17 protein-coding genes and 1 pseudogene are annotated in these 20934 nt (G+C 70.4%); 15 read left to right on the top strand and 3 right to left on the bottom strand.

Annotated elements, in window-relative coordinates; translation table 11 throughout:
- Nucleotides 1-10: 10 nt before the first annotated feature.
- Genes hisD through DEI92_RS05275 form a run of 3 tightly spaced genes read left to right on the top strand, consistent with a single transcriptional unit; the run spans nt 11 to nt 2943 of the window.
- Nucleotides 11-1321 (top strand): histidinol dehydrogenase, encoded by a 1311-nt coding sequence (hisD, locus tag DEI92_RS05285; protein WP_111012622.1) that lies wholly within the window; start codon nt 11-13, stop codon nt 1319-1321.
- A 24-nt stretch (nt 1322-1345) separates the two neighbouring features.
- Nucleotides 1346-1846: a transcriptional regulator NrdR gene (gene nrdR, locus DEI92_RS05280; protein WP_111012621.1), complete on the top strand. Its 501-nt coding sequence runs from the start codon at nt 1346-1348 to the stop codon at nt 1844-1846.
- Nucleotides 1843-2943, top strand: coding sequence for a quinone-dependent dihydroorotate dehydrogenase (locus DEI92_RS05275; RefSeq protein WP_111012620.1), 1101 nt, complete (start codon nt 1843-1845; stop codon nt 2941-2943). The genes nrdR and DEI92_RS05275 overlap by 4 nt, the downstream gene beginning before the upstream one ends.
- Before the next feature lie 64 nt (nt 2944-3007).
- Here the strand turns inward: DEI92_RS05275 and DEI92_RS05270 are convergent, their stop codons facing one another.
- Nucleotides 3008-3625 (bottom strand): DUF3043 domain-containing protein, encoded by a 618-nt coding sequence (locus DEI92_RS05270; protein ID WP_258368406.1) that lies wholly within the window; start codon nt 3623-3625, stop codon nt 3008-3010.
- A 10-nt stretch (nt 3626-3635) separates the two neighbouring features.
- On the opposite strand from DEI92_RS05270, the gene DEI92_RS05265 reads away from it, so the two are divergent.
- From DEI92_RS05265 to DEI92_RS05240, 6 genes are all read left to right on the top strand, one after another.
- Entirely contained in the window at nt 3636-5099 is a 1464-nt protein-coding gene (locus DEI92_RS05265) for a dipeptidase (protein ID WP_111012619.1), read from the top strand.
- Between the two features lie 129 nt (nt 5100-5228).
- Nucleotides 5229-5600 (top strand): iron-sulfur cluster assembly accessory protein, encoded by a 372-nt coding sequence (locus DEI92_RS05260; RefSeq protein WP_111008933.1) that lies wholly within the window; start codon nt 5229-5231, stop codon nt 5598-5600.
- 264 nt (nt 5601-5864) lie between these two features.
- On the top strand, nt 5865-6767 hold the full coding sequence (gene coxB / locus DEI92_RS05255; RefSeq protein WP_111008649.1) for a cytochrome c oxidase subunit II: 903 nt from the start codon (nt 5865-5867) through the stop codon (nt 6765-6767).
- Nucleotides 6768-6777: 10 nt separating this feature from the next.
- A complete protein-coding gene (gene ctaD / locus DEI92_RS05250) occupies nt 6778-8544 on the top strand; it encodes a cytochrome c oxidase subunit I (RefSeq protein ID WP_111012618.1) in 1767 nt (588 codons plus the stop codon).
- Nucleotides 8545-8550: 6 nt separating this feature from the next.
- Nucleotides 8551-8967 (top strand): cytochrome c oxidase subunit 4, encoded by a 417-nt coding sequence (locus DEI92_RS05245; protein ID WP_111008651.1) that lies wholly within the window; start codon nt 8551-8553, stop codon nt 8965-8967.
- 123 nt (nt 8968-9090) lie between these two features.
- Entirely contained in the window at nt 9091-10467 is a 1377-nt protein-coding gene (locus tag DEI92_RS05240; protein ID WP_111012859.1) for a glucose-6-phosphate dehydrogenase, read from the top strand.
- A gap of 148 nt (nt 10468-10615) precedes the next feature.
- Here the strand turns inward: DEI92_RS05240 and DEI92_RS05235 are convergent.
- Together DEI92_RS05235 and DEI92_RS05230 are read right to left on the bottom strand one after the other, a co-directional pair.
- A pseudogene (locus DEI92_RS05235) lies at nt 10616-12358 on the bottom strand (glycoside hydrolase family 15 protein); the annotation flags it as partial.
- Nucleotides 12359-12467: 109 nt separating this feature from the next.
- Nucleotides 12468-13514 carry an App1 family protein gene (locus DEI92_RS05230; RefSeq protein ID WP_111012617.1) on the bottom strand — a complete coding sequence of 349 codons (1047 nt, stop codon included), beginning with the start codon at nt 13512-13514 and terminating at the stop codon, nt 12468-12470.
- 379 nt (nt 13515-13893) lie between these two features.
- Here DEI92_RS05230 and DEI92_RS05225 point away from each other — a divergent pair, with 379 nt between their 5' ends.
- From DEI92_RS05225 to leuS, 6 genes are all read left to right on the top strand, one after another.
- Nucleotides 13894-14538, top strand: a complete 645-nt coding sequence (locus DEI92_RS05225) for a TetR/AcrR family transcriptional regulator (protein ID WP_181434655.1) — start codon at nt 13894-13896, stop codon at nt 14536-14538.
- A 330-nt stretch (nt 14539-14868) separates the two neighbouring features.
- Complete coding sequence (locus tag DEI92_RS05220; protein ID WP_111012615.1) at nt 14869-15753, top strand: ABC transporter ATP-binding protein; 885 nt, start codon at nt 14869-14871, stop codon at nt 15751-15753.
- Nucleotides 15750-16487, top strand: a complete 738-nt coding sequence (locus DEI92_RS05215) for an ABC transporter permease (protein ID WP_111012614.1) — start codon at nt 15750-15752, stop codon at nt 16485-16487. The genes DEI92_RS05220 and DEI92_RS05215 overlap by 4 nt, the downstream gene beginning before the upstream one ends.
- Nucleotides 16484-17212 carry an ABC transporter permease gene (locus tag DEI92_RS05210; protein ID WP_111012858.1) on the top strand — a complete coding sequence of 243 codons (729 nt, stop codon included), beginning with the start codon at nt 16484-16486 and terminating at the stop codon, nt 17210-17212. The genes DEI92_RS05215 and DEI92_RS05210 overlap by 4 nt, the downstream gene beginning before the upstream one ends.
- On the top strand, nt 17209-18135 hold the full coding sequence (locus DEI92_RS05205; RefSeq protein ID WP_111012613.1) for an ABC transporter substrate-binding protein: 927 nt from the start codon (nt 17209-17211) through the stop codon (nt 18133-18135). The genes DEI92_RS05210 and DEI92_RS05205 overlap by 4 nt, the downstream gene beginning before the upstream one ends.
- 159 nt (nt 18136-18294) lie before the next feature.
- On the top strand, nt 18295-20850 hold the full coding sequence (gene leuS / locus DEI92_RS05200) for a leucine--tRNA ligase (RefSeq protein WP_111012612.1): 2556 nt from the start codon (nt 18295-18297) through the stop codon (nt 20848-20850).
- Nucleotides 20851-20934 lie beyond the last annotated feature (84 nt).

Raw genomic sequence — 20934 nt, 5'->3', positions numbered from 1 at the left:
TGGGCTGGCCATGATGCGACGAATCGACCTCCGCGGCGGACTGCCGGACCGCGCCGAACTCCTCCGACTGATGCCGCGGGCCGCGGGTGACGTCGCGAGTGCGACGACCGCGGCGCGTGACCTGGTGGACGACGTCCGTGACCGCGGTGCCGCCGCGCTCCGCGAGCAGGCGGAGCGGTTCGACGGGGGCGCGCCCGGCGCCGTCCGCGTGGGAGCGGCAGCGATCGGCGCAGCAGTGGCCGGACTCGACCCGGTGGTCCGGAACGCGCTCGACGAGGCCATCCGGCGCGTCCGTGCGGCGAGCACCGCCCAGGTGCCCCAGGCCGCGATCACCACGCTCGCCGACGGAGCCGAGGTCCACCAGCGGTGGCGCCCCGTGCGTCGGGTCGGCCTCTACGTGCCGGGCGGCAAGGCCGTGTACCCGTCGAGCGTGGTCATGAACGTCGTGCCGGCCCAGGTGGCCGGGGTGCGGTCGATCGCCCTCGTGTCCCCGCCCCAACGCGACCACGGACACGGCGTGCACCCGACGATCCTGGGGGCCGCGGGCCTCCTGGGCGTCGACGAGGTCTACGCGATGGGCGGTGCGGGTGCGATCGGGGCACTCGCGCACGGTGTGCCGGAGATCGGGCTCGAGCCGGTCGACCTCGTGACCGGTCCCGGTAACAACTACGTCGCGGCGGCGAAGCGGCTCGTCCGCGGCCTCGTCGGCATCGACGCCGAGGCCGGCGCGACCGAGATCCTCGTCATCGCCGACGCCTCCGCCGACGCCGAGTACGTCGCCGCCGACCTGGTGAGCCAGGCCGAGCACGACGAGCAGGCGGGCAGCGTCCTCGTGACGACGTCCGAGGCCCTGGCCGACGCGGTCGACGCCGCGATCCCGGCACAGCTCGCCCGGCTGGCCACCGCGGACCGCGTGCGCGTGGCGCTCGGCGGCCCGCAGTCGGCCGTCGTGCTCGTCGGCTCGCTGACGGACGCCGCCGCGGTCAGCAACGCGTACGGACCGGAACACCTCGAGATCCAGACGGAGGACGACGACGCCGTGCTCGCGGAGATCGACAGCGCCGGTGCGGTGTTCGTCGGGCCGTCCGCTCCGGTCAGTCTCGGCGACTACCTCGCGGGGTCGAACCACGTGCTCCCGACGGGCGGGCAGGCCCGGTTCGGCGCCGGCCTCTCGGCGGCGACGTTCCTGCGCCCGCAGCAGATCGTGCGCTACGACGCGGAGGCCCTCGCCGAAGTCGGTCCGCGCATCGTGGCGTTGGCCGAGGCGGAGCAGCTGCCGGCGCACGGGGCCGCCGTGGCCGCACGCCTCGCCCGCTCCTGACCACCCGGTACGATCGTCTGCGACATGTTCTGCCCCTTCTGCCGCCACCCGGACTCGCGCGTCGTCGACTCCCGGACCAGTGACGACGGCACGTCGATCCGCCGTCGTCGCCAGTGCCCGAACTGCGGGCGCCGGTTCTCGACCACCGAGACCGCGAGCCTCAACGTGGTCAAGCGCAACGGGGTGCTCGAGCCGTTCAGCCGCGAGAAGATCATCTCGGGCGTCCGCAAGGCGTGCCAAGGTCGCCCCGTCACCGACGCCGACCTCGCCGTGCTCGCCCAGCGCGTCGAGGAGATCGTCCGTTCGTCCGGTGCGAGCCAGATCGACGCGAACGACATCGGGCTCGCGATCCTCGATCCGCTCCGCGAGCTCGACGAGGTCGCGTACCTGCGCTTCGCCAGCGTCTACCAGGCGTTCGAGTCGCTCGACGACTTCGACGACGCCATCAAGCAACTGCGCATCGACCACCACGCCGACGCCGACGCCGACGCGGCGGCGGGCCGCAGCGCGACGAGCGCCGGATGAGCGGCGTCGCCGAAGTCCTCCTCCGGGCCGGGTACAAGGTCGTGTTCCGGGTGGTGTTCGCCCGGATGGACCCAGAACGCGCGCACCACCTGGCCTTCGGCGTGATCCGTGTCCTGCCCCGGCTCCCCGTGCTCGCGGGACTGGCCGAGCGCTACGGACGGCCCGGTGCCGCAGACGGCGTCACGACGATGGGCATCCACTTCCCGTCGCGCTTCGGGATGGCGGCGGGGTTCGACAAGGACGCCAAGGGCGTCATCGGGCTCGGGCTCCTGGGGTTCGGGCACGTCGAGGTCGGCACGCTCACCGCCCGACCGCAGCCCGGGAACGAACGGCCCCGGTTGTTCCGGCTCGTCGCCGACCGAGCGCTCGTGAACCGGATGGGGTTCAACAACGGCGGTGCCGCGCGGGCCGCCCGGCGCCTCGAACGCGCGCGTCGCTTCCCGGGCCGCCCCGTCATCGGTGTCAACATCGGCAAGAGCAGGGTCGTCCCGGTGGCCGAAGCCGTCGACGACTACCTCGAGTCGACCCGCATGCTCGCGCCGTTCGCCGACTACCTCGCCGTGAACGTCAGCTCGCCGAACACCCCTGGGCTCCGCGGTCTGCAGGAGATCGACCAACTCCGGCCGCTGCTCTCGGCCGTGCACGGCGCTGCCCGGGGCGTGCCGACGCTCGTGAAGATCGCACCGGACCTGACTGACGAGCAGATCGACGCGATCGCGGCACTCGCGGTGGAGCTCGGGCTCGCGGGTGTCATCGCGACCAACACGACGGTCGAACGCACGGGGCTGCGCGCCGCCGAGGACGTCGCCGCCGCCCTCGGCGTGGGTGGTCTCTCGGGCGCGCCGCTCGCGGAGCGGTCCCTCGCGGTCCTGCGTCGCGTGCGCGCTGCGGTACCGGACGACTTCTGCGTGATCGCGGTCGGCGGGGTGACGACCGAGGCCGACGTCGAGGCCCGCATCGAGGCCGGCGCGACGCTCGTGCAGGGCTACACGGCGTTCCTCTACGAGGGACCGACGTGGGCCATGCGCATCAACCGACTGCGTCGGCGTCGCCACCGGCGTGCGGCGCGGCGCGCGGCTGCCGCGGCGCGCGCCTGATCGGCCGCAGGAACGACGGGAGGCCCGGTGCGAGCGTGCACCGGGCCTCCCGTCCGTCTGGTCGTCAGACGGGGTACTGACCGCGCTTGACCTGCGGCTTCGGCAGTCGGAGGAACCGCATCTGGAACTGGCGGGTCACCACGTAGAGGAACGTGCCACGCTGCAGCGACCCCGACCCCCACTTCGCGGTGATGCGACGGCGCAGCGCGAGGAACGTGACGACGGCGTCGAGCAGGAACAGCGCGACGAAGAGCCAGATGAGGACGAACGCGATGCCCTCGATCGCCGTCACGGCCAGCGAGACGATGAGGAACACCGCCATGAGGGGGAGCATCACCTCGCCGACGCTCCATCGGGCGTCGACGTAGTCGCGGACGTACCGGCGCTGCTCACCGCGGTCCTTGGCCGGGAGGTAGCGCTCCTCGCCGTTCGCCAGACCGACGCGAGCACGCTCGCGGTCGTCCGTCAGGCGTGCCCGCGCGGCCTTGCGGTCCGCCGGGGTCGCGCCGACGATCGGGCGCCGGTTCGCGGCCTCACGCTCCCGACGGCTCGGGGTGGGTCGCCCCTTGCCCCGGGCGGGGGCGCCCGCCGCGAGGAGTTCCTCGTCGGACGGGTTGACCGTCGTGTTCGTCTTGGGTTGCGCCTTGGCCACGGTGTCCTCGATCGTTGCTCGGACTGACAAGATTACCCGCATGACCGACTCCGCACAGCACGCGCCCGAGACCGATCCGACCCTGCTCGCCGCGCTGCGCGACGCGGTCCAGGGCGGCCTGCCGACCACCATCGCCGACCTGTCGGCGCTCATCCGGATCCCCTCCGTGTCGTGGTCCGCGTTCGACCCGTCCGCGGTCCAGGCGAGTGCCGAGGCCGTGGCCGACCTCGCGCGCTCCACGGGCGTGTTCGAGGACGTCCGGGTCGTCCGCTCCGCGATCGCGGGCGCCGAGGGCGAGGGCGCCGACGCGACGGCCGGAACGGACGGGGGCGCGGCGCTCGGACAGCCGGCGGTGCTCGCGGTGCGGCGCGCGCGGAACGGCCGACCGACCGTGATGCTGTACGCGCACCACGACGTCCAGCCGCAGGGTGACGAGGCGCTGTGGGAGACGCCGCCGTTCGAGCCGACCCTCCGCGGGGAGCGTCTGCACGGGCGGGGCGCTTCGGACGACAAGGCCGGCGTGATGACGCACATCGCGTCGCTGCGCGCCCTGCGTGCGGTCGTCGACGACGCCGACCTCGACCTCGGCATCGTCCTCTTCGTCGAGGGCGAGGAGGAGTTCGGGTCGCGCTCGTTCACCACGTTCCTCCGCGAGCAGCGCGAGCACCTCGCGGCCGACGTGATCGTCGTCGCGGACAGTGACAACTGGTCCACCGACGTCCCGGCGATCACGGTGAGCCTGCGCGGCAACGTGACCTTCCGCTTGACGGTGACGACGCTCGAGCACGCGTCGCACAGCGGGATGTTCGGCGGTGCCGTGCCGGACGCGATGATGCCCATGGTGCGCCTCCTCGCGTCGCTCCACGACGACGCCGGCACCGTGGCGGTGCCCGGGCTCACGCGGTACGACGGTCCGGTGCCCGCGCGGAGCGAGGAGCAACTCGCGGCCGAGGCGGCGTTCGTCGACGGCGTCCGGCCCGTGGGGGAGGGCCCGCTGCTCGGCCGCATGTGGTCCGGGCCCTCGGTGACCGTCACGGGCATGGACGTGCCGAGCGTGGCGAACGCGTCGAACACGCTCCTGCCGACGGTCTCCGCGCGGGTCTCCATCCGGGTCGCCCCCGGGCAGTCGGCGACCGACGCCTTCGCGGCCGTGGAGGCGCACATCCGGGCCAACACCCCGTTCGGCGCGCGGGTCGACATCACCGACGTCGACACCGGCGACGGGTTCCTCGTCGACACGAGCGGCTGGGCCGTGCGCGAGGCCCGGACGGCCATGACCGAGGGGTGGGGTGCGCAGCCGGTCGAGCAGGGGATCGGCGGCTCGATCCCGTTCGTGTCGGACCTCGCCGCCGAGTTCCCCGCCGCGCAGATCCTCGTCACCGGCGTCGAGGACCCGGACACCCGCGCGCACAGCCCGAACGAGTCGCAGCACCTGGGCGTCCTGCACCGCGCGATCGCCGCCGAGACGATCCTGCTGGCCCGCCTCGGCACCCGCTCCGTCTGAGCGGCCCGCCGTCGGGCCTCCCGTCCGGTCCGCACGACCCGGGAGGCCCGACCCGGTGTACGGCGTCGGTGCGCGCGCCTACAATCGGAACGAGCCGCGGTGACCTGCACCGCGCGGAGGGAGACGGCGATGACCGACACCACCACGACGATCGAGAAGCCGGCCGCGGCACCGTCCCACGGCGTGCTGCTGTCCGACGCGGCTGCGGCGAAGGTCGCGAGCCTGCTCGAGCAAGAGGGCCGCGACGATCTCCGGCTCCGTCTGGCCGTCCAGCCGGGCGGCTGCTCGGGCCTCATCTACCAGCTGTACTTCGACGAGCGCCTGCTCGAGGGTGACGCCACCGCCGAGTTCGACGGGGTCGAGGTGGTGGTGGACCGGATGAGCGTGCCCTACCTCGACGGTGCGACCATCGACTTCGAGGACACCATCCAGAAGCAGGGTTTCACCATCGACAACCCGAACGCGCAGGGCAGCTGCGCGTGCGGCGACAGCTTCCACTGACCAGCACCGATCGCGGCGCACGCAGGGCACCGGCCCTGCCGGGGCACCGCGGCGAGCGAGGGACGACCGGGCGACCGGCGTCCCTCGTGCTGCGTTGGGCGACACCTGTGGGCTTCCGAAGCCGCCCGCGAGCGTGTCGCGTGTGCACGTCGGCACCCTGGCTGCGAGTAAGCTAGGAGTGTTCCACCCAGTCTGGGAACGAGCCCTGCGTCGAGCTGATTCGATGCGGTCACGTCCCGACAACCGTCTTCGCGAGAGGTAACAGTGCGTTCGAATCGCCGTATACGTTGGGCGGCCATCCCGGTGGCCGTCGGTCTGGTCATCGCACTGGCCGGTTGCACGCAGCAGCAGCTGAACGGCTGGCTGCCGGGCACCGAGCACACGCGGGACACGACCAACCACACGAGTGCGACGGTCGGCCTCTGGGTGACGAGCTGGATCGTCCTCCTCGCGGTCGGTCTCATCACCTGGGGCCTGATCATCTGGGCCGCGGTGGTCTACCGCCGCCGCAAGGGCCAGACCGGCCTCCCGGTGCAGCTCCGGTACAACATGCCGATCGAGATCTTCTACACGATCGTGCCGCTCATCCTGGTGCTCGGCTTCTTCGCCTTCACCGCCAAGGACCAGGCCGCGATCGAGAAGCCGTTCGCACACCCCGACGCCACCATCCACGTGTACGCCAAGCGCTGGGCGTGGGACTTCAACTACATCGACCAGAACGACGCCAAGAAGTCGGTCTACTACCAGGGCATCCAGGCCCAGGAAGAAGACAACGGCACCGGCGACATCAAGACCAACCAGCTGCCGACCCTCTACCTGCCCAAGGGCAAGAAGGTCGAGATCGAGCTGTCCTCGCGCGACGTGGACCACTCGTTCTGGGTCGTCGACTTCCTCTACAAGAAGGACACGATCCCCGGCCGGACCAACTACGAGTACTTCATCCCGGAGAAGACCGGCACCTACCAGGGCAAGTGTGCCGAGCTCTGCGGCGAGTACCACTCGCTCATGCTCTTCCAGGTGAAGGTCGTGTCGCCGGCGAAGTACCAGGCGTACCTGGCGTCCCTCCGCGACCAGGGCAAGGTCGGTCTGCTCGGCAACGAGTACAACACCGACTCGAACCAGCCGAACAACGTGGCGCCCGCGCAGGCCGCCGGTACCGAGAAGTAAGGCTCGCTCCATGACCACTTCCGCATTCGTCGGCCAGTCGGCCCCGACCTCGACGCCGGACTTCGCGGCCTCGCGGGTGGGCCGCAAGGGCAACATCATCGTCAACTGGATCACGTCGACGGACCACAAGACGATCGGGTACATGTACCTGATCGCCTCGTTCCTGTACTTCCTGCTGGCGGGGGTCATGGCGCTCGTGATCCGTGCGCAGCTCTTCGAGCCCGGCCTGCACGTCGTGGCGACGAAGGAGCAGTACAACCAGCTGTTCACGATGCACGGCACGATCATGCTGCTGCTGTTCGCGACGCCGCTGTTCTCCGGGTTCGCGAACGCGATCATGCCGCTGCAGATCGGCGCGCCCGACGTCGCCTTCCCGCGCCTCAACGGCTTCGCGTTCTGGCTGTACTTCTTCGGCGGCCTCATCGCGGTCGGCGGGTTCCTCACGCCGCAGGGTGCCGCCTCGTTCGGATGGTTCGCCTACGCGCCGTTGTCGGACACCACGTTCACACCAGGTCTCGGCGGGACGTTGTGGGTCTTCGGCCTGGGCCTGACCGGCTTCTCGACGATCCTCGGTGCCGTGAACTTCATCACGACGATCATCACGATGCGCGCGCCGGGCATGACCATGTTCCGCATGTCGATCTTCACCTGGAACACCCTCATCACCGCGCTGCTCGTGCTGATGGCGTTCCCGGTGCTCGCCGCGGCGCTGTTCGGACTCGGCCTCGACCGTGTGTTCGGTGCGCAGGTGTTCAACCCTGCCAACGGTGGTGCGCTGCTCTGGCAGCACCTGTTCTGGTTCTTCGGCCACCCCGAGGTCTACATCATCGCGCTGCCGTTCTTCGGCATCGTGTCCGAGGTCTTCCCGGTCTTCAGCCGGAAGCCGATCTTCGGCTACAAGACGCTCGTCTACGCCACGATCACCATCGCGGCCCTGTCGGTGACGGTGTGGGCGCACCACATGTACGTCACCGGCGGCGTGCTCCTGCCGTGGTTCTCGCTCATGACGATGCTCATCGCGGTCCCGACCGGCGTGAAGATCTTCAACTGGGTCGGCACGATGTGGCGCGGCTCGGTCACGTTCGAGACGCCCATCCTCTGGGCCATCGGGTTCCTCGTGACGTTCACCTTCGGTGGCCTCACGGGCGTGATCCTCGCCTCGCCGCCGCTCGACTTCCACGTGTCCGACTCGTACTTCGTCGTCGCGCACTTCCACTACGTGGTGTTCGGCACGGTCGTGTTCGCGATGTTCTCGGGCTTCTACTTCTGGTGGCCCAAGTGGACCGGGAAGATGCTCAACGAGCGCCTCGGCAAGATCCACTTCTGGCTGCTGTTCATCGGGTTCCACACGACGTTCCTCATCCAGCACTGGCTCGGCGTCATCGGCATGCCCCGTCGCTACGCCACGTACCTGCCGCAGGACGGCTTCACCTGGATGAACCAGCTGTCGACCATCGGCGCGATGATCCTCGGCGTCTCGTTCCTGCCGTTCATCTACAACGTCTACGTCACCGCGCGGCACGCGCCCAGCGTCGCCGTGAACGACCCGTGGGGCTACGGCCGCTCGCTCGAGTGGGCGACCTCCTGCCCGCCGCCGCGGCACAACTTCACCTCGATCCCGCGCATCCGGTCGGAGTCGCCGGCGTTCGATCTGAACCACCCCGAGGCGGGGATCCCGATCGGTGTCGGTCCGGCGATGGACGCTCCGGACGCGCAGACGCACGACGCGGCGACAGGCAAGACCCGGAACCCGAACCAGACCGACCAGAAGTTCTGAGGAACCATGCGCGCTAGTACCAACCTGTTCTGGATCCTCGCGATCTTCTTCTTCGTGGCGGACGCGGCGTACACGATCTGGGGCATCCTCGCCACCAACCAGATCGAGTGGGTGGGCACGGTCTCGATCGGTCTCACCGGGATCCTGGGGGTGTTCATCGCCTTCTACCTGGGCCGGACGTTCGCAGCGCAGGACGGCGTACTGCCCGAGGACCGCACCGACGCGAACATCGAGGACGGTGACGCCGAACTCGGTCACTTCAGCCCCTGGTCCTACTGGCCGATCACGCTCGCGGCCGCGGCGGCGATCTGCTTCCTCGGCGTCGCAGCCGGGTGGTGGATCTTCGCCATCGGCGCCTCCATCGGGATCGTGGCGCTCGTCGGCTGGACCTACGAGTACTACCGCGGCAACTTCGGACACTGATCCGCACCTGACGCTCATCGGGCGGCACCCTCACCGGTGCCGCCCGACGTGCGTCCGGGCCGATCCCGACCGGTCCGATCGGACGCGGTCGACACCCGCACATCCATCCGAAAGGAGTCACCCCTGGTGACCGACAAGCGCACTCTCATCGTCTTCGGCGCAACCGGCGACCTCGCCGCCCGGCTGCTGCTCCCCGGCCTCGGGACGTTCCTCCAGAGCGCCCGTTCCGTCCCCGTCAAGCTCATCGGCACGGGCCGGAGCGCCCGCTCGGAGGAAGCCTGGACCAAGGTCGTCAAGGACGCCTTCGATTCGCAGCACGTCTCGGGGCCCGAGGTCGACGCGACGCTCGAGTCGACGGTCTTCATGCAGGGCGACCCGAAGGACCCGGCCCACCTCAAGGCCATGCTCGACGCCGCCGAGGGCGAGCCGGTGTTGTACTTCGCGCTGCCGCCGCAGATCGCGTCGGACATCTGTGACGCCCTGGCGGAGCTCGAACTCCCCGAGGGCACGACCCTGGCGTTCGAGAAGCCGTTCGGCACGGACGTCGAATCGGCTCGGGCGCTGAACGAGACCGTCCTCCAGCTCGTCCCCGAGGAGCGCGTGCACCGCACCGACCACTTCCTCGGCCGGTCGACCGTGCTCAACATCATCGGTCTGCGGTTCGCCAACCGGATGTTCGAGCCGATCTGGAACGCGGACAACATCGAGAAGGTCGAGATCCTCTACGACGAGACCCTCGGCCTCGAGGGCCGCGCGCAGTACTACGACGACGCCGGTGCGCTCGTCGACATGATCCAGAGCCACCTGCTCCAGATCCTCGCGCTCGTCACGATGGACGCGCCCGCTGCGGTTGACGCCGTCGAGCTGCGGTCGTCGCTCGCCCGGGTGCTGCGGTCGACCCACCTCGTCGACGACGACCCGCTCAAGGCGAGCCGGCGTGCGCGCTACGTCGCGGGCACGATCGACGGCAAGGAGCTGCCGTCGTACGCGGACGAGGACGGCGTCGACCCCGAGCGCCAGACCGAGACCCTCGCCGAGATCAACGTCGAGGTCGACACCGCCCGCTGGCAGGGCGTGCCCTTCACGCTTCGTTCGGGCAAGGCGCTCGGTGCGAGCCGTAAGGAGGTCCTCGTCACCTTCAAGCCGGTGCCGCGACTCCCGTCCGGCCTCGAGGGACAGCCGGTGTCGGACACGCTGCGCATCGTCCTCAACCCGGACGAGATCGAGCTGAGCCTGTCGGCGAACGGTGGGGGCAACCCGTTCGAGATGGGGCAGATCGTCCTGTCGTCGTCGTTCGACAGTGGCGAGCTCACGCCCTACGGTGAGGTCCTGAGCGGGATCTTCCACGACGACCCGCTGCTGTCGATCCGCGGCGACGTCGCGGTCCGCTGCTGGGAGATCGTCCAGCCCGTCGTGGACGCCTGGAAGCGTCGCGAGGTCCCGCTCGACGACTACCGTGCCGGCTCGCGTGGCCCCGCCGACTGGGAGTCCTCGTCCTGATCCCCTGACGTCGATCGTCGTCCGACGCGACCGCGGCTTCGCCCACACCGGTGGTGCTGCGGGTGGTGCCGTCGTTCTGGGCCTCCCGGGTGCGGATGCCGGGCCCGGCCTCGCCGCGCGCCCGGCGGATCGCGTCGGCGGCGGTGACGAGGGTCAGGTGCGACAGCGCTTGGGGTGTGTTGCCGATCTGCCGGCCGTGCTCGACGTCGTACTCCTCCGAGAGCATCCCGACGTCGTTCGCGAACCCGACGAGCGTGTCCATGAGGCGTTCGGCGTCCTCGATCCGGCCCGACGCCGCGTACTGCTCGACGAGCCAGAACGAGCAGGCGAGGAACGGGTGCTCCGATCCAGACAGGCCGTCGAAGCCCGCGGTGGTGCGGTACCGGAGCAGCAGTCCGTCGGGTCCGGTGCGGAGGTCGTGCTCGATCGCGGCGACGGTGCCGAGCATGCGGGGGTCGTCGGGCTTGCAGAAACCGATCTGGGGGAGGACGAGCAGCGAGGCGTCCACCTCGTCGGTGTCGTAGTGCTGCCGGAAGGTGTTCCGCACCGGGTCGTAGCCCTGCGTCTCGATCTCCTCGCGGACCCGGTCACGGAACCCGCGCCAGCGCTCGACCGGCCCCTCGAGTCCGAACTCCTCGACGGCGGCGACACCGCGGTCGAACGCGGCCCAGATCATCGCGCGTGAGTGCGTGAAGTGGCGGCGCGGCCCACGCATCTCCCAGATGCCGTTGTCGGGGTCCTGCCAGTGCTCCTCGACGTAGGCCAGGAGTGCGCGCTGCAGCGACCAGCTGTCCGCGTTCTCCTCGACGCCGAGCTCGCGTGCGTCGTGCAGCGCCGCCAGGACCTCGCCGAAGACGTCGCCCTGATACTGCGTGTAGGCGCCGTTGCCGACGCGGACCGGGCGGGAGTCCTCGTACCCCGCGAGGTGGTCGAGGGTGCGCTCCGGGAGTTCCCGCTCGCCGGCGAGGCCGTACATGATCTGGACGTCGGCGGGGTCACCGGCGATCGCGCGGAGCAACCAGTGCTTCCAGCCGTCCGCCTCGTCGCGGAACCCGTGCGCGAGGAGCGCCGCGAGCGTCAGCGACGCGTCGCGCAGCCACACGTACCGGTAGTCCCAGTTGCGTTCGCCGCCCGGGTCCTCCGGGAGGCTCGTGGTCGCTGCCGCGGCGATCCCGCGGGTGTCCTCGTGCGTCAGCGCACGGAGCACGAGCAACGAGCGGTGCACGGCGTCGGCGTAGCGGCCATCGGTGGCGTCGCCGGCGGCCCAGTGGCGCCACCAGCCGACGGTCTCGTCGAGGACGGCGTCGACCTGCGGGGGCGTCGGCGGCTCACGATGGGACGGGTACCAGGTCAGCGTGAGGTCGACCGTGCTGCCGGCCTCGACGGTGAACCGGCTCTCGTGACGGTGGCCCTCCGCATGGAGGCGCGGTCCACGGACGACGATCGAGTCCGGCCCCGCGGTGGCGAGCAGGACGTGCGCGTCGTCGTGGCCGATCTGCCGCATCCACGGCACCGTCGCTCCGTAGCCGTACCGGATCCGCAGTTCCTGCCGCATCGCCACCGATCCGCGCACCCCGCGGACCCGTCGCACGAGGTCGGCGCGCCGGTCCCCGGACGGCATGAACTCGGTCACCTCGACGACGCCGGTGGAGGTCGTCCAGGTCGTCACGAGGACGAACGTGTCGTCGAGGTAGCGGCGTGTGGCGGTCGCGGTGTCGTCGTCCGGTCGGAGCAGCCAGCGACCGTCGTCCTCGTCGCCGAGGAGCGCGGCGAACGCGGACGCGCTGTCGAACCGGGGCAGACACAGCCAGTCGATGCTGCCATCCCGGCCGACGAGCGCGGCGGTGTGGCAGTCGCCGATGAGTGCGTAGTCCTCGATGTGGAGCGCCATCGGTCCAGCCTGTCACCCTGCGGGTCCCGCGTCCGGCGGGAGGGAGTCGGCTGTGCACTCCCGCAGGGGAGCCGGTGTCCGGACGTCCGGATCGGCACGCCGACACGGGTCAGCGCCGGGTGATCCCGACGTCGGCGAGTGCCTCCCAGAGCCCGGCGCCGTCCGGGGCGTAGACCCACGGAGCGGCCGAATTGCGGCTGCGTTCCTGAGCCCGGGAGCGGCCGCCGGCGAGAACGGCCTCGCTCGTCGAGAGCTGGCGGATCGCGACCCCGGAGACCTTGCCCTCGTGCTCCGCCACGAACTCGCCGTACAGCTCCTCGTCGTGCTGGCCGTCGTCGCCGACGAGCAGCCATTGGACGTCCGGGAAGTCGGCGGCGAGCCGTCGGAGGTTCTCCTGCTTGTGGAGCCGTCCGCTGCGGAAGAAGCGGTCGTGCGTCGGACCCCAGTCCGTGAGGAGCAGGGCGCCGGGCGGGTACATGTTGCGAGTGAGGAACCGGTTGAGCGTCGGCGCGACGTTCCAGGCGCCGGTCGACAGGTAGACCACCGGAGCGCCCGGGTGCTGACCCAGGATCCGCTCGTACAGCACGGACATCCCGGGGACGGGGCGGCGGGCGTGCTCCGTGAGGACGAACGAGTTCCATGCCGCCAGGAATGGGCGGGGGAGGCTCGTCACCATGATCGTGTCGTCGACGTCCGAGACGACGCCGAAGCGGGTCGACGGATCCACGACGAACACCGGCGCGTGGACGGGACGCGAACCGCCAGCGGCGAGCGTGACGGTCTGCCAGCCGGGCTCGAGGTCGAGCGGGACACGCGTGTCGACCACGCCGCCCCGGTCGGCCTGCACGCGGTGCGTGGCACCCCCGGCGGTGACGGTGACCTCGACGTCGTCGACGGCCACGCTCGTGAAGCTGCGCCAACCGCGGACGCCCTCGTAGCTGGCGTCGGAGGCGAGGCCACGCCGCGTGAGCAGGACCCGACAGAGGACCCGGACCCATCCCGGCGCCCCGTACCCGGTGTACGGGACGACCGTCGGCACGAGACCGCGAGCACGTGCCCGCCGCTCCCGGAACTCCTGGACCGCGTCCTCGACGCGGGCGGCGCGGTGCAGGATCGGGTCGACCAGCGCGGCATCCGGCATCGTCCGATCGGGCATCGCACCATCATTCCACGCCCCGGTGGGCGCCGGTCGGTCGGCCGACCCTCTGCCGAGTCGCCGCCGCCATCGGCCGCGGTCGGGTGATGTCATGACGCCGCGCACGGGGACGCGGGTGATCCGTCGGTCGGTGCGTGCACCGTGCCGGTCGCGTCGCCCCTCCCGTCCTGCCCTGGCCGGACGGGCGTCCCACGACACGCGTTGCCTCCGAGGAGTCGAAACGCAGCGTCGACCCAGGCGCTCGGTGCGACCATTGTGACCGTCACATCAACACGTCGGCGGGTCCGTCGCCCGTCGCGGCGCGGACGCCCGTTCGTCCCGCCGCCATCGGCCGCTCGGGCCGTCGACCAGCATCGCGTTCGCGCGAGGAGGAGAACACGTGCTCGTCACCGAGGTATCGAACGCACTGCCGGGGGGATCATCACTGCTCAGGAACGAGCCGGTCCAAGCCCGCAGTTCGGCGCGCCTCGCCGGGCTCCTCGACGCTGCGGCCGCGGTGATCGACGAGATCGGGCTCGAGCGCCTGACGACCGCCATGGTCGCCGAGCGGGCCGGAGCCTCGATCGGGACGGTCTACCGGTACTTCCCGGATCGCATCGCGGTCGTGGAGGCGCTCGCGATCCGGTGCGCCCAACGGCTCGCCGAGCGGTTCGTCTCGTCGATCGACGCGAGCGGCGCGACGACGTGGGAGCAGGGCGCGGACGCGCTCATCGACATGACGGTCGAGATGTACCGTACGGAGCCGGGGTTCCGTGCGGTCCGCTTCGGTGACGTCACCGAGGGCGACGACGGCACCGAGGACCGGATGTCCCAACTGGGCGGCGCGGTCGCCGTCATCTTCCGCGAGCGCTTCGGGTTCCCGGACTCCGAGCGGATGAGTCGGGCGTGGACCGTCCTGACCGAGGCCGGGCACGCGGTCCTCGCCCGCGCACACCGGGTGCCCGGTGCCGGGGACGCCGCACTCGTCGAGGAGTTCCGGGCGATGTCCCGCGCGTACCTGCGATCGGTCCTCGCCGACGCCTGACCCGGGGCCACCGGACGACGCCCGCTCCCGCTCTCGGGGGCGGGCGTCGTCGTCCGCCACGTCACGATTCGTCATCGTCCCGACGCGAGCGTCGGCGGACCCGGGTACGCTCCTGACCGTCCGTACCCCTCCGGTGCGGTGCGCTCGTACCCCGCTCGATCGGTCGATCCGGCGGAGCAGGGCGTCGGATGTCCGCGTACGCAATCCGTGATTGCCCATCGCGCCGAAGCATGCTTCAGTACGTGGGCGGGACGACCTCCACCCATCGGCGGGAGATCGACGGGCACGCGTCCACCAGACGCACCCAGGAACCGGAAGGGCCAAGCATCCATGATCGAGTTCCGATCGGTGCGCAAGCAGTACCCGGACGGCACCATCGCAGTCGAGCACTTCGACCTGGTGATCCCGTCCCGGACCACGACGGTCTTCGTCGGGTCGAGCGGCTGCGGCAAGACCACCCTGCTCCGGATGATCAACCGCATGGTGGACCCGACCGCGGGCAGTGTCGAGATCGACGGCGAGGACGTCGCGGCGGTCCCGCCGGTCGGACTCCGCCGCCGCATCGGGTACGTGATGCAGAACAGCGGACTCCTGCCGCACCGGAAGGTCGTCGACAACATCGCGACCGTGCCGCTGCTGACCGGTGTCCCCAAGGCCCGCGCACGGGAGCGTGCGCTCGAGCTCATGGACACCGTCGGACTCGACCGCGGCCTCGCCGACCGGTACCCCTCGCAGCTCTCGGGGGGTCAGCAGCAGCGTGTCGGGGTCGCCCGTGGCCTCGCCGTCGACCCGAACATCCTCCTCATGGACGAGCCGTTCGGCGCGGTCGACCCCCTCGTGCGGACGGATCTGCAGAACGAGCTCATCCGGCTCCAACGAGAACTCGGCAAGACCGTCGTGTTCGTGACCCACGACATCGACGAGGCCTTCCGCTTGGGCGACCAGGTCGTCATCCTCCGCAAGGGCGGGGTGATCGCGCAACAGGGAACGCCGGCCGAGATCATGTCGTCGCCCGCCGATGACTTCGTCGCCGACTTCGTCGGTGCCGGTCGCGGCCGCCGCGCCCTCCGCATCGAGCAGACACCCGGTGGTCCCGTGGTGGTCGACGCCGACGGTCGTGCCGCCGGTGTGCTCACCGGACCCGTCCCATCCGTCTCCGAGGCCGCCGCGTACCCCGCGGCGGGTGCTGCGGCGCAGGGTGGGAGCGCGTCGTGACCTGGGTGTGGTCGAACCTCGACATCATCTGGTCGGACACGCTGGCGCACCTGGCGACCGCATTGCCGGCGATCGTCGTCAGCTTCCTCCTGTCGATCCCCATCGGGTGGCTCGTCGTCAAACTGCGCAGCCCCTCGACGGACGGCGGGGCGCCCCGGAGGCTCGCCCGGGGGGCCGGCGGCGGCATCGTCGCCGTCGCCAGCCTGCTCTACGCGATCCCGTCCCTTCCGTTGTTCATCGCGCTGCCGGCGGTGATCGGCACCGACCTGCAGGACCCCGTCAACATCGTCGTCGCGCTGACGCTGTACGGGCTCGCGCTCATGGTGCGGTCGACGGCCGACGCGCTGTCGTCCGTCGACCCGGCCACGCAGGCAGCCGCCGTCGCCATGGGGTACTCGCCGGTGCAGCGGTTCTTCCGGGTCGACCTGCCGCTCGCGGGACCGGTGCTGCTCGCCGGCCTCCGGGTCGTCTCGGTGTCGACGATCTCGCTGACGACGGTCGGCGCGGTGCTCGGGGTGCAGAGCCTCGGGTCGCTGTTCACGGACGGCATCCAGCGCACGATCCCCGAGGAGATCGGGTCCGGGATCGTCCTGGTCCTGGTCCTGGCGTTCGTGCTCGACGGCCTGCTCGTGCTGCTCGGGCGGTTGGTGCTCCCATGGACCCGGTCCATGCCCCGCGCCACGCGACGGCGCGCCGCCCGATCCACCGCACCGGTCGCGGAGGTGACCTCGTGATCATCGGCCAGGCGTTCGCGTGGGTGTTCGACCCCACCAACTACCCCGGACCCACCGGCATCCCGACGCGCCTCTGGGAACACGTGTGGATCACGCTCCTCGCGGTCGGGATCGCCGCGGTCATCGCGATCCCGATCGGGTTCGCGATCGGACACACCGGTCGCGCGCGGAGCGTGGCGATCGCCCTCTCCGGCGGCATCCGTGCGTTGCCGACGCTCGGCGTGCTGACGCTGCTCGGCATCGCGCTCGGCGTCGGACTGTCCGCCCCGCTCATCGCCCTGGTCGTGCTCGCGATCCCGTCGGTGCTCGCCGGCGCCTACGCCGGCATCGAGGCCGTCGACCCGGTGACCGTGGACGCGGCCCGTGCCATGGGCATGACCGAGTGGCAGATCCTCTGGAAGGTCGAGATCCCGCTCGGCCTGCCGCTGCTCATCGGGGGCATCCGGGCCGCGGTCCTCCAGGTCGTCGCGACGGCGACCCTCGCGGCGTACGTCGGGGCCGGCGGTCTCGGCGGCTACCTGTTCCTCGGCCTCAAGATCCAGGACTACGCGGAGATGCTCGGCTCGTCGATCCTCGTGATCGCACTCGCCATCGTCTTCGAGATCCTCTTCGCCGGGTTCCAGCGGGCGGTGGTGCCCGCGGGCGTCGCCGGCCGTTCGGGCTCGCGTTCCCGGGTGACGCACGCGTCCTCCCACAATCCCCTCCCGGAAGGAAACCCCTCGTGACCACAGCAACCAGACTCCGCCTCGGCATCGCGGCCGCACTGGCCGTCGGCGCCGTCGCGGCGCTCACCGGCTGCTCCTCGAGCAGCCCCATCGCGGGCAGCAGCGCGTCGTCCGCCGCCGGGTCCTCGACCATCGTCGTGGGCTCGCAGCAGTACTACTCGAACGAGATCATCGCCGAGCTGTACTCGCAGGTGCTCGAGCACGACGGCTACGACGTGAAGCGGAACTTCAACATCGGGCAACGTGAGGTCTACCTGCCGCAGATGCAGAAGGGCGCGATCGACGTCATGCCCGAGTACAGCGGCAACCTGCTCCAGTACTACGACAAGAAGTCCACGGCGTCGAGCCCCGCGGAGATCGCCGCGGGTCTCAAGTCCGCCCTGCCGAGCGGGATCCGTGCGCTCCCCGCAGCGGCGGCGACGGACCAGGACAGCTACACGGTCACCAAGCAGTTCTCGCAGCAGAACCACGTGACCAGCCTGGCCGACCTGAAGGACGTCTCCACGAAGCTGACCGTCGGGGGGAACTCCGAGTTCCAGACCCGTCCCTACGGGCCGAACGGCCTCAAGTCCACCTACGGTGCCACCGTCGGGTTCACCGCGATCGAGGACTCGGGCGGCGCGCTCACCGTCAAGGCGCTCAAGGACGGCACGGTGCAGCTCGCCGACATCTACAGCGCCGACCCGAGCATCAAGGCGAACGACTTCGTCACCCTCAAGGACCCGAAGCACCTGATCCTGCCGCAGAACGTGACGCCGATCGTCTCGAAGAAGGTGACCGGCAAGGCCGCCACCGACATCGAGAAGGTCGACAAGGCCCTGACCACGTCCGCGCTGATCCAGCTCAACACCGAGAGCACCGTGGACAAGGAGAAGTCGGCGCAGATCGCCAAGAAGTTCCTCACCGACAAGGGACTGCTCTGAGCAGCGCGGCGAACTGACCACCGACACGGGGACGGACGTCGGGCGAGTGCCCGGCATCCGTCCCCGTGCGGCGTGCGGCCCGGCTCGGTTCGGTACCCTTGATCGTCGGTCACCCGCTCGTGTGCGGTGACCCGTCCCTCCCGACCGAATGAGAGTTCCGTGACCATCGAGCAACACGTCGAGGACCCGCACGCCTACGACCCCCGGCGCATCCAGGACAAGTGGCAGCGCATCTGGTCGGACCTCGGGCTCTTCACGACGGACCCGGAGGACCGCCGCCCGCGCAAGTACATCCTCGAGATGTTCCCCTACCCGTCCGGAGACCTGCACATGGGTCACGCCGAGAACTGGGCACTCGGCGACTTCGTCGCCCGGTACTGGCGGCAGCAGGGCTTCAACGTGCTGCACCCGATCGGGTGGGACTCGTTCGGCCTGCCCGCCGAGAACGCGGCCATCAAGCGCGGGATCGACCCCCGCGCCTGGACGTACGCGAACATCGAACAACAGAAGGCCTCGTTCAAGCGCTACGCCCCGTCCTTCGACTGGACGCGCGAGCTGCACACGTCGGACCCCGAGTACTACAAGTGGAACCAGTGGCTGTTCCTCAAGATGTACGAGAAGGGCCTGGCGTACCGGAAGGACAGCTGGGTCAACTGGGACCCGGTGGACCAGACCGTCCTGGCGAACGAGCAGGTGTTGCCGGACGGCACGTCCGACCGCTCGGGCGCCGTGGTCGTCAAGAAGAAGTTGACGCAGTGGTACTTCCGGATCACGGACTACGCGGACCGGTTGCTCGATGACCTCAACCAGCTCGAGGGCACCTGGCCGGCGAAGGTCATCGCCATGCAGCGCAACTGGATCGGTCGATCCGTCGGCGCCGACGTCGACTTCGTGATCGAGGGGCGGGACGAACCCGTCACCGTCTTCACGACGCGACCCGACACGGTCTTCGGCGTCACGTTCCTCGTCGTCGCCCCGGACAGTGACCTCGCCGCCGAACTCGTCGCGTCGTCGGACGACGCGACGCAGGCGGCCTTCGCCGAGTACCTGACCGAGACCCAGGCGACGAGCGAGATCGACCGGCAGAACGCCGACCGGCCGAAGACCGGTGTCCCGCTCAACCGGTTCGCCCTGCATCCGGTCACGGGGGAGCGCCTGCCCATCTGGGCGGCCGACTACGTGCTCGCGGACTACGGCCACGGTGCGGTCATGGCGGTGCCGGCCCACGACCAACGCGACCTCGACTTCGCACGCGTGTTCGGCCTCCCGGTCAAGGTGGTCGTCGACACGAACGCGGCCGTCACCGGTGCCCTCCCGGTGATCCCCGAGGGCGCGACCCTCGAGGACTTCGACCTGCCGCCACTCGACCCGGCATCGACCGGTGTCGCGCTGACCGGACAGGGGCGGATGATCGCGTCCGGTCCGCTCGACGGCATGAGCAAGCAGCACGCGATCCAGGCTGCGATCCGGCTGCTCTCGGAGAAGGGCACCGGTCGCGCCGCCAAGACGTACCGACTGCGCGACTGGCTCATCTCCCGCCAGCGGTACTGGGGCACGCCGATCCCGATCATCCACGGCGACGACGGCACCGAGTACCCGGTGCCCGAGGACCAGCTCCCCGTGCTGCTCCCGCCGAGCGAGGGACTCGACCTCAAGCCGAAGGGCACGAGCCCGCTCGGCGGCGCCGAGGACTGGGTGAACGTGCCGAACCCGGTGGACGGCACTCCTGCCAAGCGCGACGCCGACACGATGGACACCTTCGTGGACTCGTCGTGGTACTTCCTGCGGTTCCTGAGCCCGAACGACGACACCCAGGCGTTCGACCCGGCCGAGGCGCGCAAGTGGGCGCCCGTCGACCAGTACATCGGCGGCGTCGAGCACGCGATCCTGCACCTGCTCTACGCGCGGTTCGTCACGAAGGTCCTGTTCGACCTCGGGTACATCGACTTCACCGAGCCCTTCAACGCGCTGCTCAACCAGGGCATGGTGCTGTCCGGCGGGTCGAAGATGTCGAAGTCGAAGGGCGGCGTCAGCCTCGGGGACGAGCTCGACGCGCACGGGGTCGACGCCATCCGTCTGGTGATGGGCTTCGCCGGTCCGCCGGAGGACGACATCAACTGGGAGGACGTCTCGCCCGCCGCGAGCGCGCGCTTCCTCGCTCGCGCCTACCGCCTGGCGGTGGACGTGACGTCGGCTCCGAACGCGGTGTGGGCCGAGGGCGACCGTGCGCTGCGCCGCGTCACCCACCGGTTCCTCGCCGACGCGCCCGGTCTCATGGAGTCCTTCAAGTTCAACGTCGTCATCGCGCGGCTCATGGACCTGGTCAACGTCACGCGCAAGGCCATCGACTCGGGTGTCGGGCCGGCAGACCCCGCGGTGCGCGAGGCCACCGAGACCGTCGCGCTCGGTCTGAGTGTCTTCGCGCCGTACACCGGCGAGGAGATGTGGGAGCGGCTCGGGTACGAGCCGTCGGTGGCGACACACGGTTGGCGGAAGGCCGATCCCACCCTGCTCGTGCAGGAGAGCGTCACGGCGGTCGTGCAGGTCAACGGCAAGGTGCGCGACACGTTCGAGGTGCCGCCGTCGATCGACGCGGACGCCCTGGAGGCGCTGGCCCGGTCCTCCGCATCGGTGCAGCGGTTCATCGGTGAGCGCGAGATCGTCAAGGTGATCGTCCGCGCGCCGAAGCTGGTCAACATCGCGATCCGGGGCTGACTGCCCTCCGCGCCCACTCCTCCACAATGGCCCCGCTGGGGCGTCCCGACACAGGACGCACCGGCGGGGCCGTTCGGCGTCGGG

This window comes from Curtobacterium sp. MCBD17_034 (assembly GCF_003234515.1).
GTDB lineage: Bacteria > Actinomycetota > Actinomycetes > Actinomycetales > Microbacteriaceae > Curtobacterium.
Note: the sequence above shows the minus strand (reverse complement) of the source record. Positions and strands in the feature narration are given on the sequence as shown.

Coding starts and splice junctions, on each gene's coding strand:
- hisD (WP_111012622.1), top strand. CDS start 11: ATGATGCGACGAATCGACCTCCGCGGCGGACTGCCGGACCGCGCCGAA.
- nrdR (WP_111012621.1), top strand. CDS start 1,346: ATGTTCTGCCCCTTCTGCCGCCACCCGGACTCGCGCGTCGTCGACTCC.
- DEI92_RS05275 (WP_111012620.1), top strand. CDS start 1,843: ATGAGCGGCGTCGCCGAAGTCCTCCTCCGGGCCGGGTACAAGGTCGTG.
- DEI92_RS05265 (WP_111012619.1), top strand. CDS start 3,636: ATGACCGACTCCGCACAGCACGCGCCCGAGACCGATCCGACCCTGCTC.
- DEI92_RS05260 (WP_111008933.1), top strand. CDS start 5,229: ATGACCGACACCACCACGACGATCGAGAAGCCGGCCGCGGCACCGTCC.
- ctaD (WP_111012618.1), top strand. CDS start 6,778: ATGACCACTTCCGCATTCGTCGGCCAGTCGGCCCCGACCTCGACGCCG.
- DEI92_RS05245 (WP_111008651.1), top strand. CDS start 8,551: ATGCGCGCTAGTACCAACCTGTTCTGGATCCTCGCGATCTTCTTCTTC.
- DEI92_RS05230 (WP_111012617.1), bottom strand. CDS start 13,514: ATGCCCGATCGGACGATGCCGGATGCCGCGCTGGTCGACCCGATCCTG.
- DEI92_RS05220 (WP_111012615.1), top strand. CDS start 14,869: ATGATCGAGTTCCGATCGGTGCGCAAGCAGTACCCGGACGGCACCATC.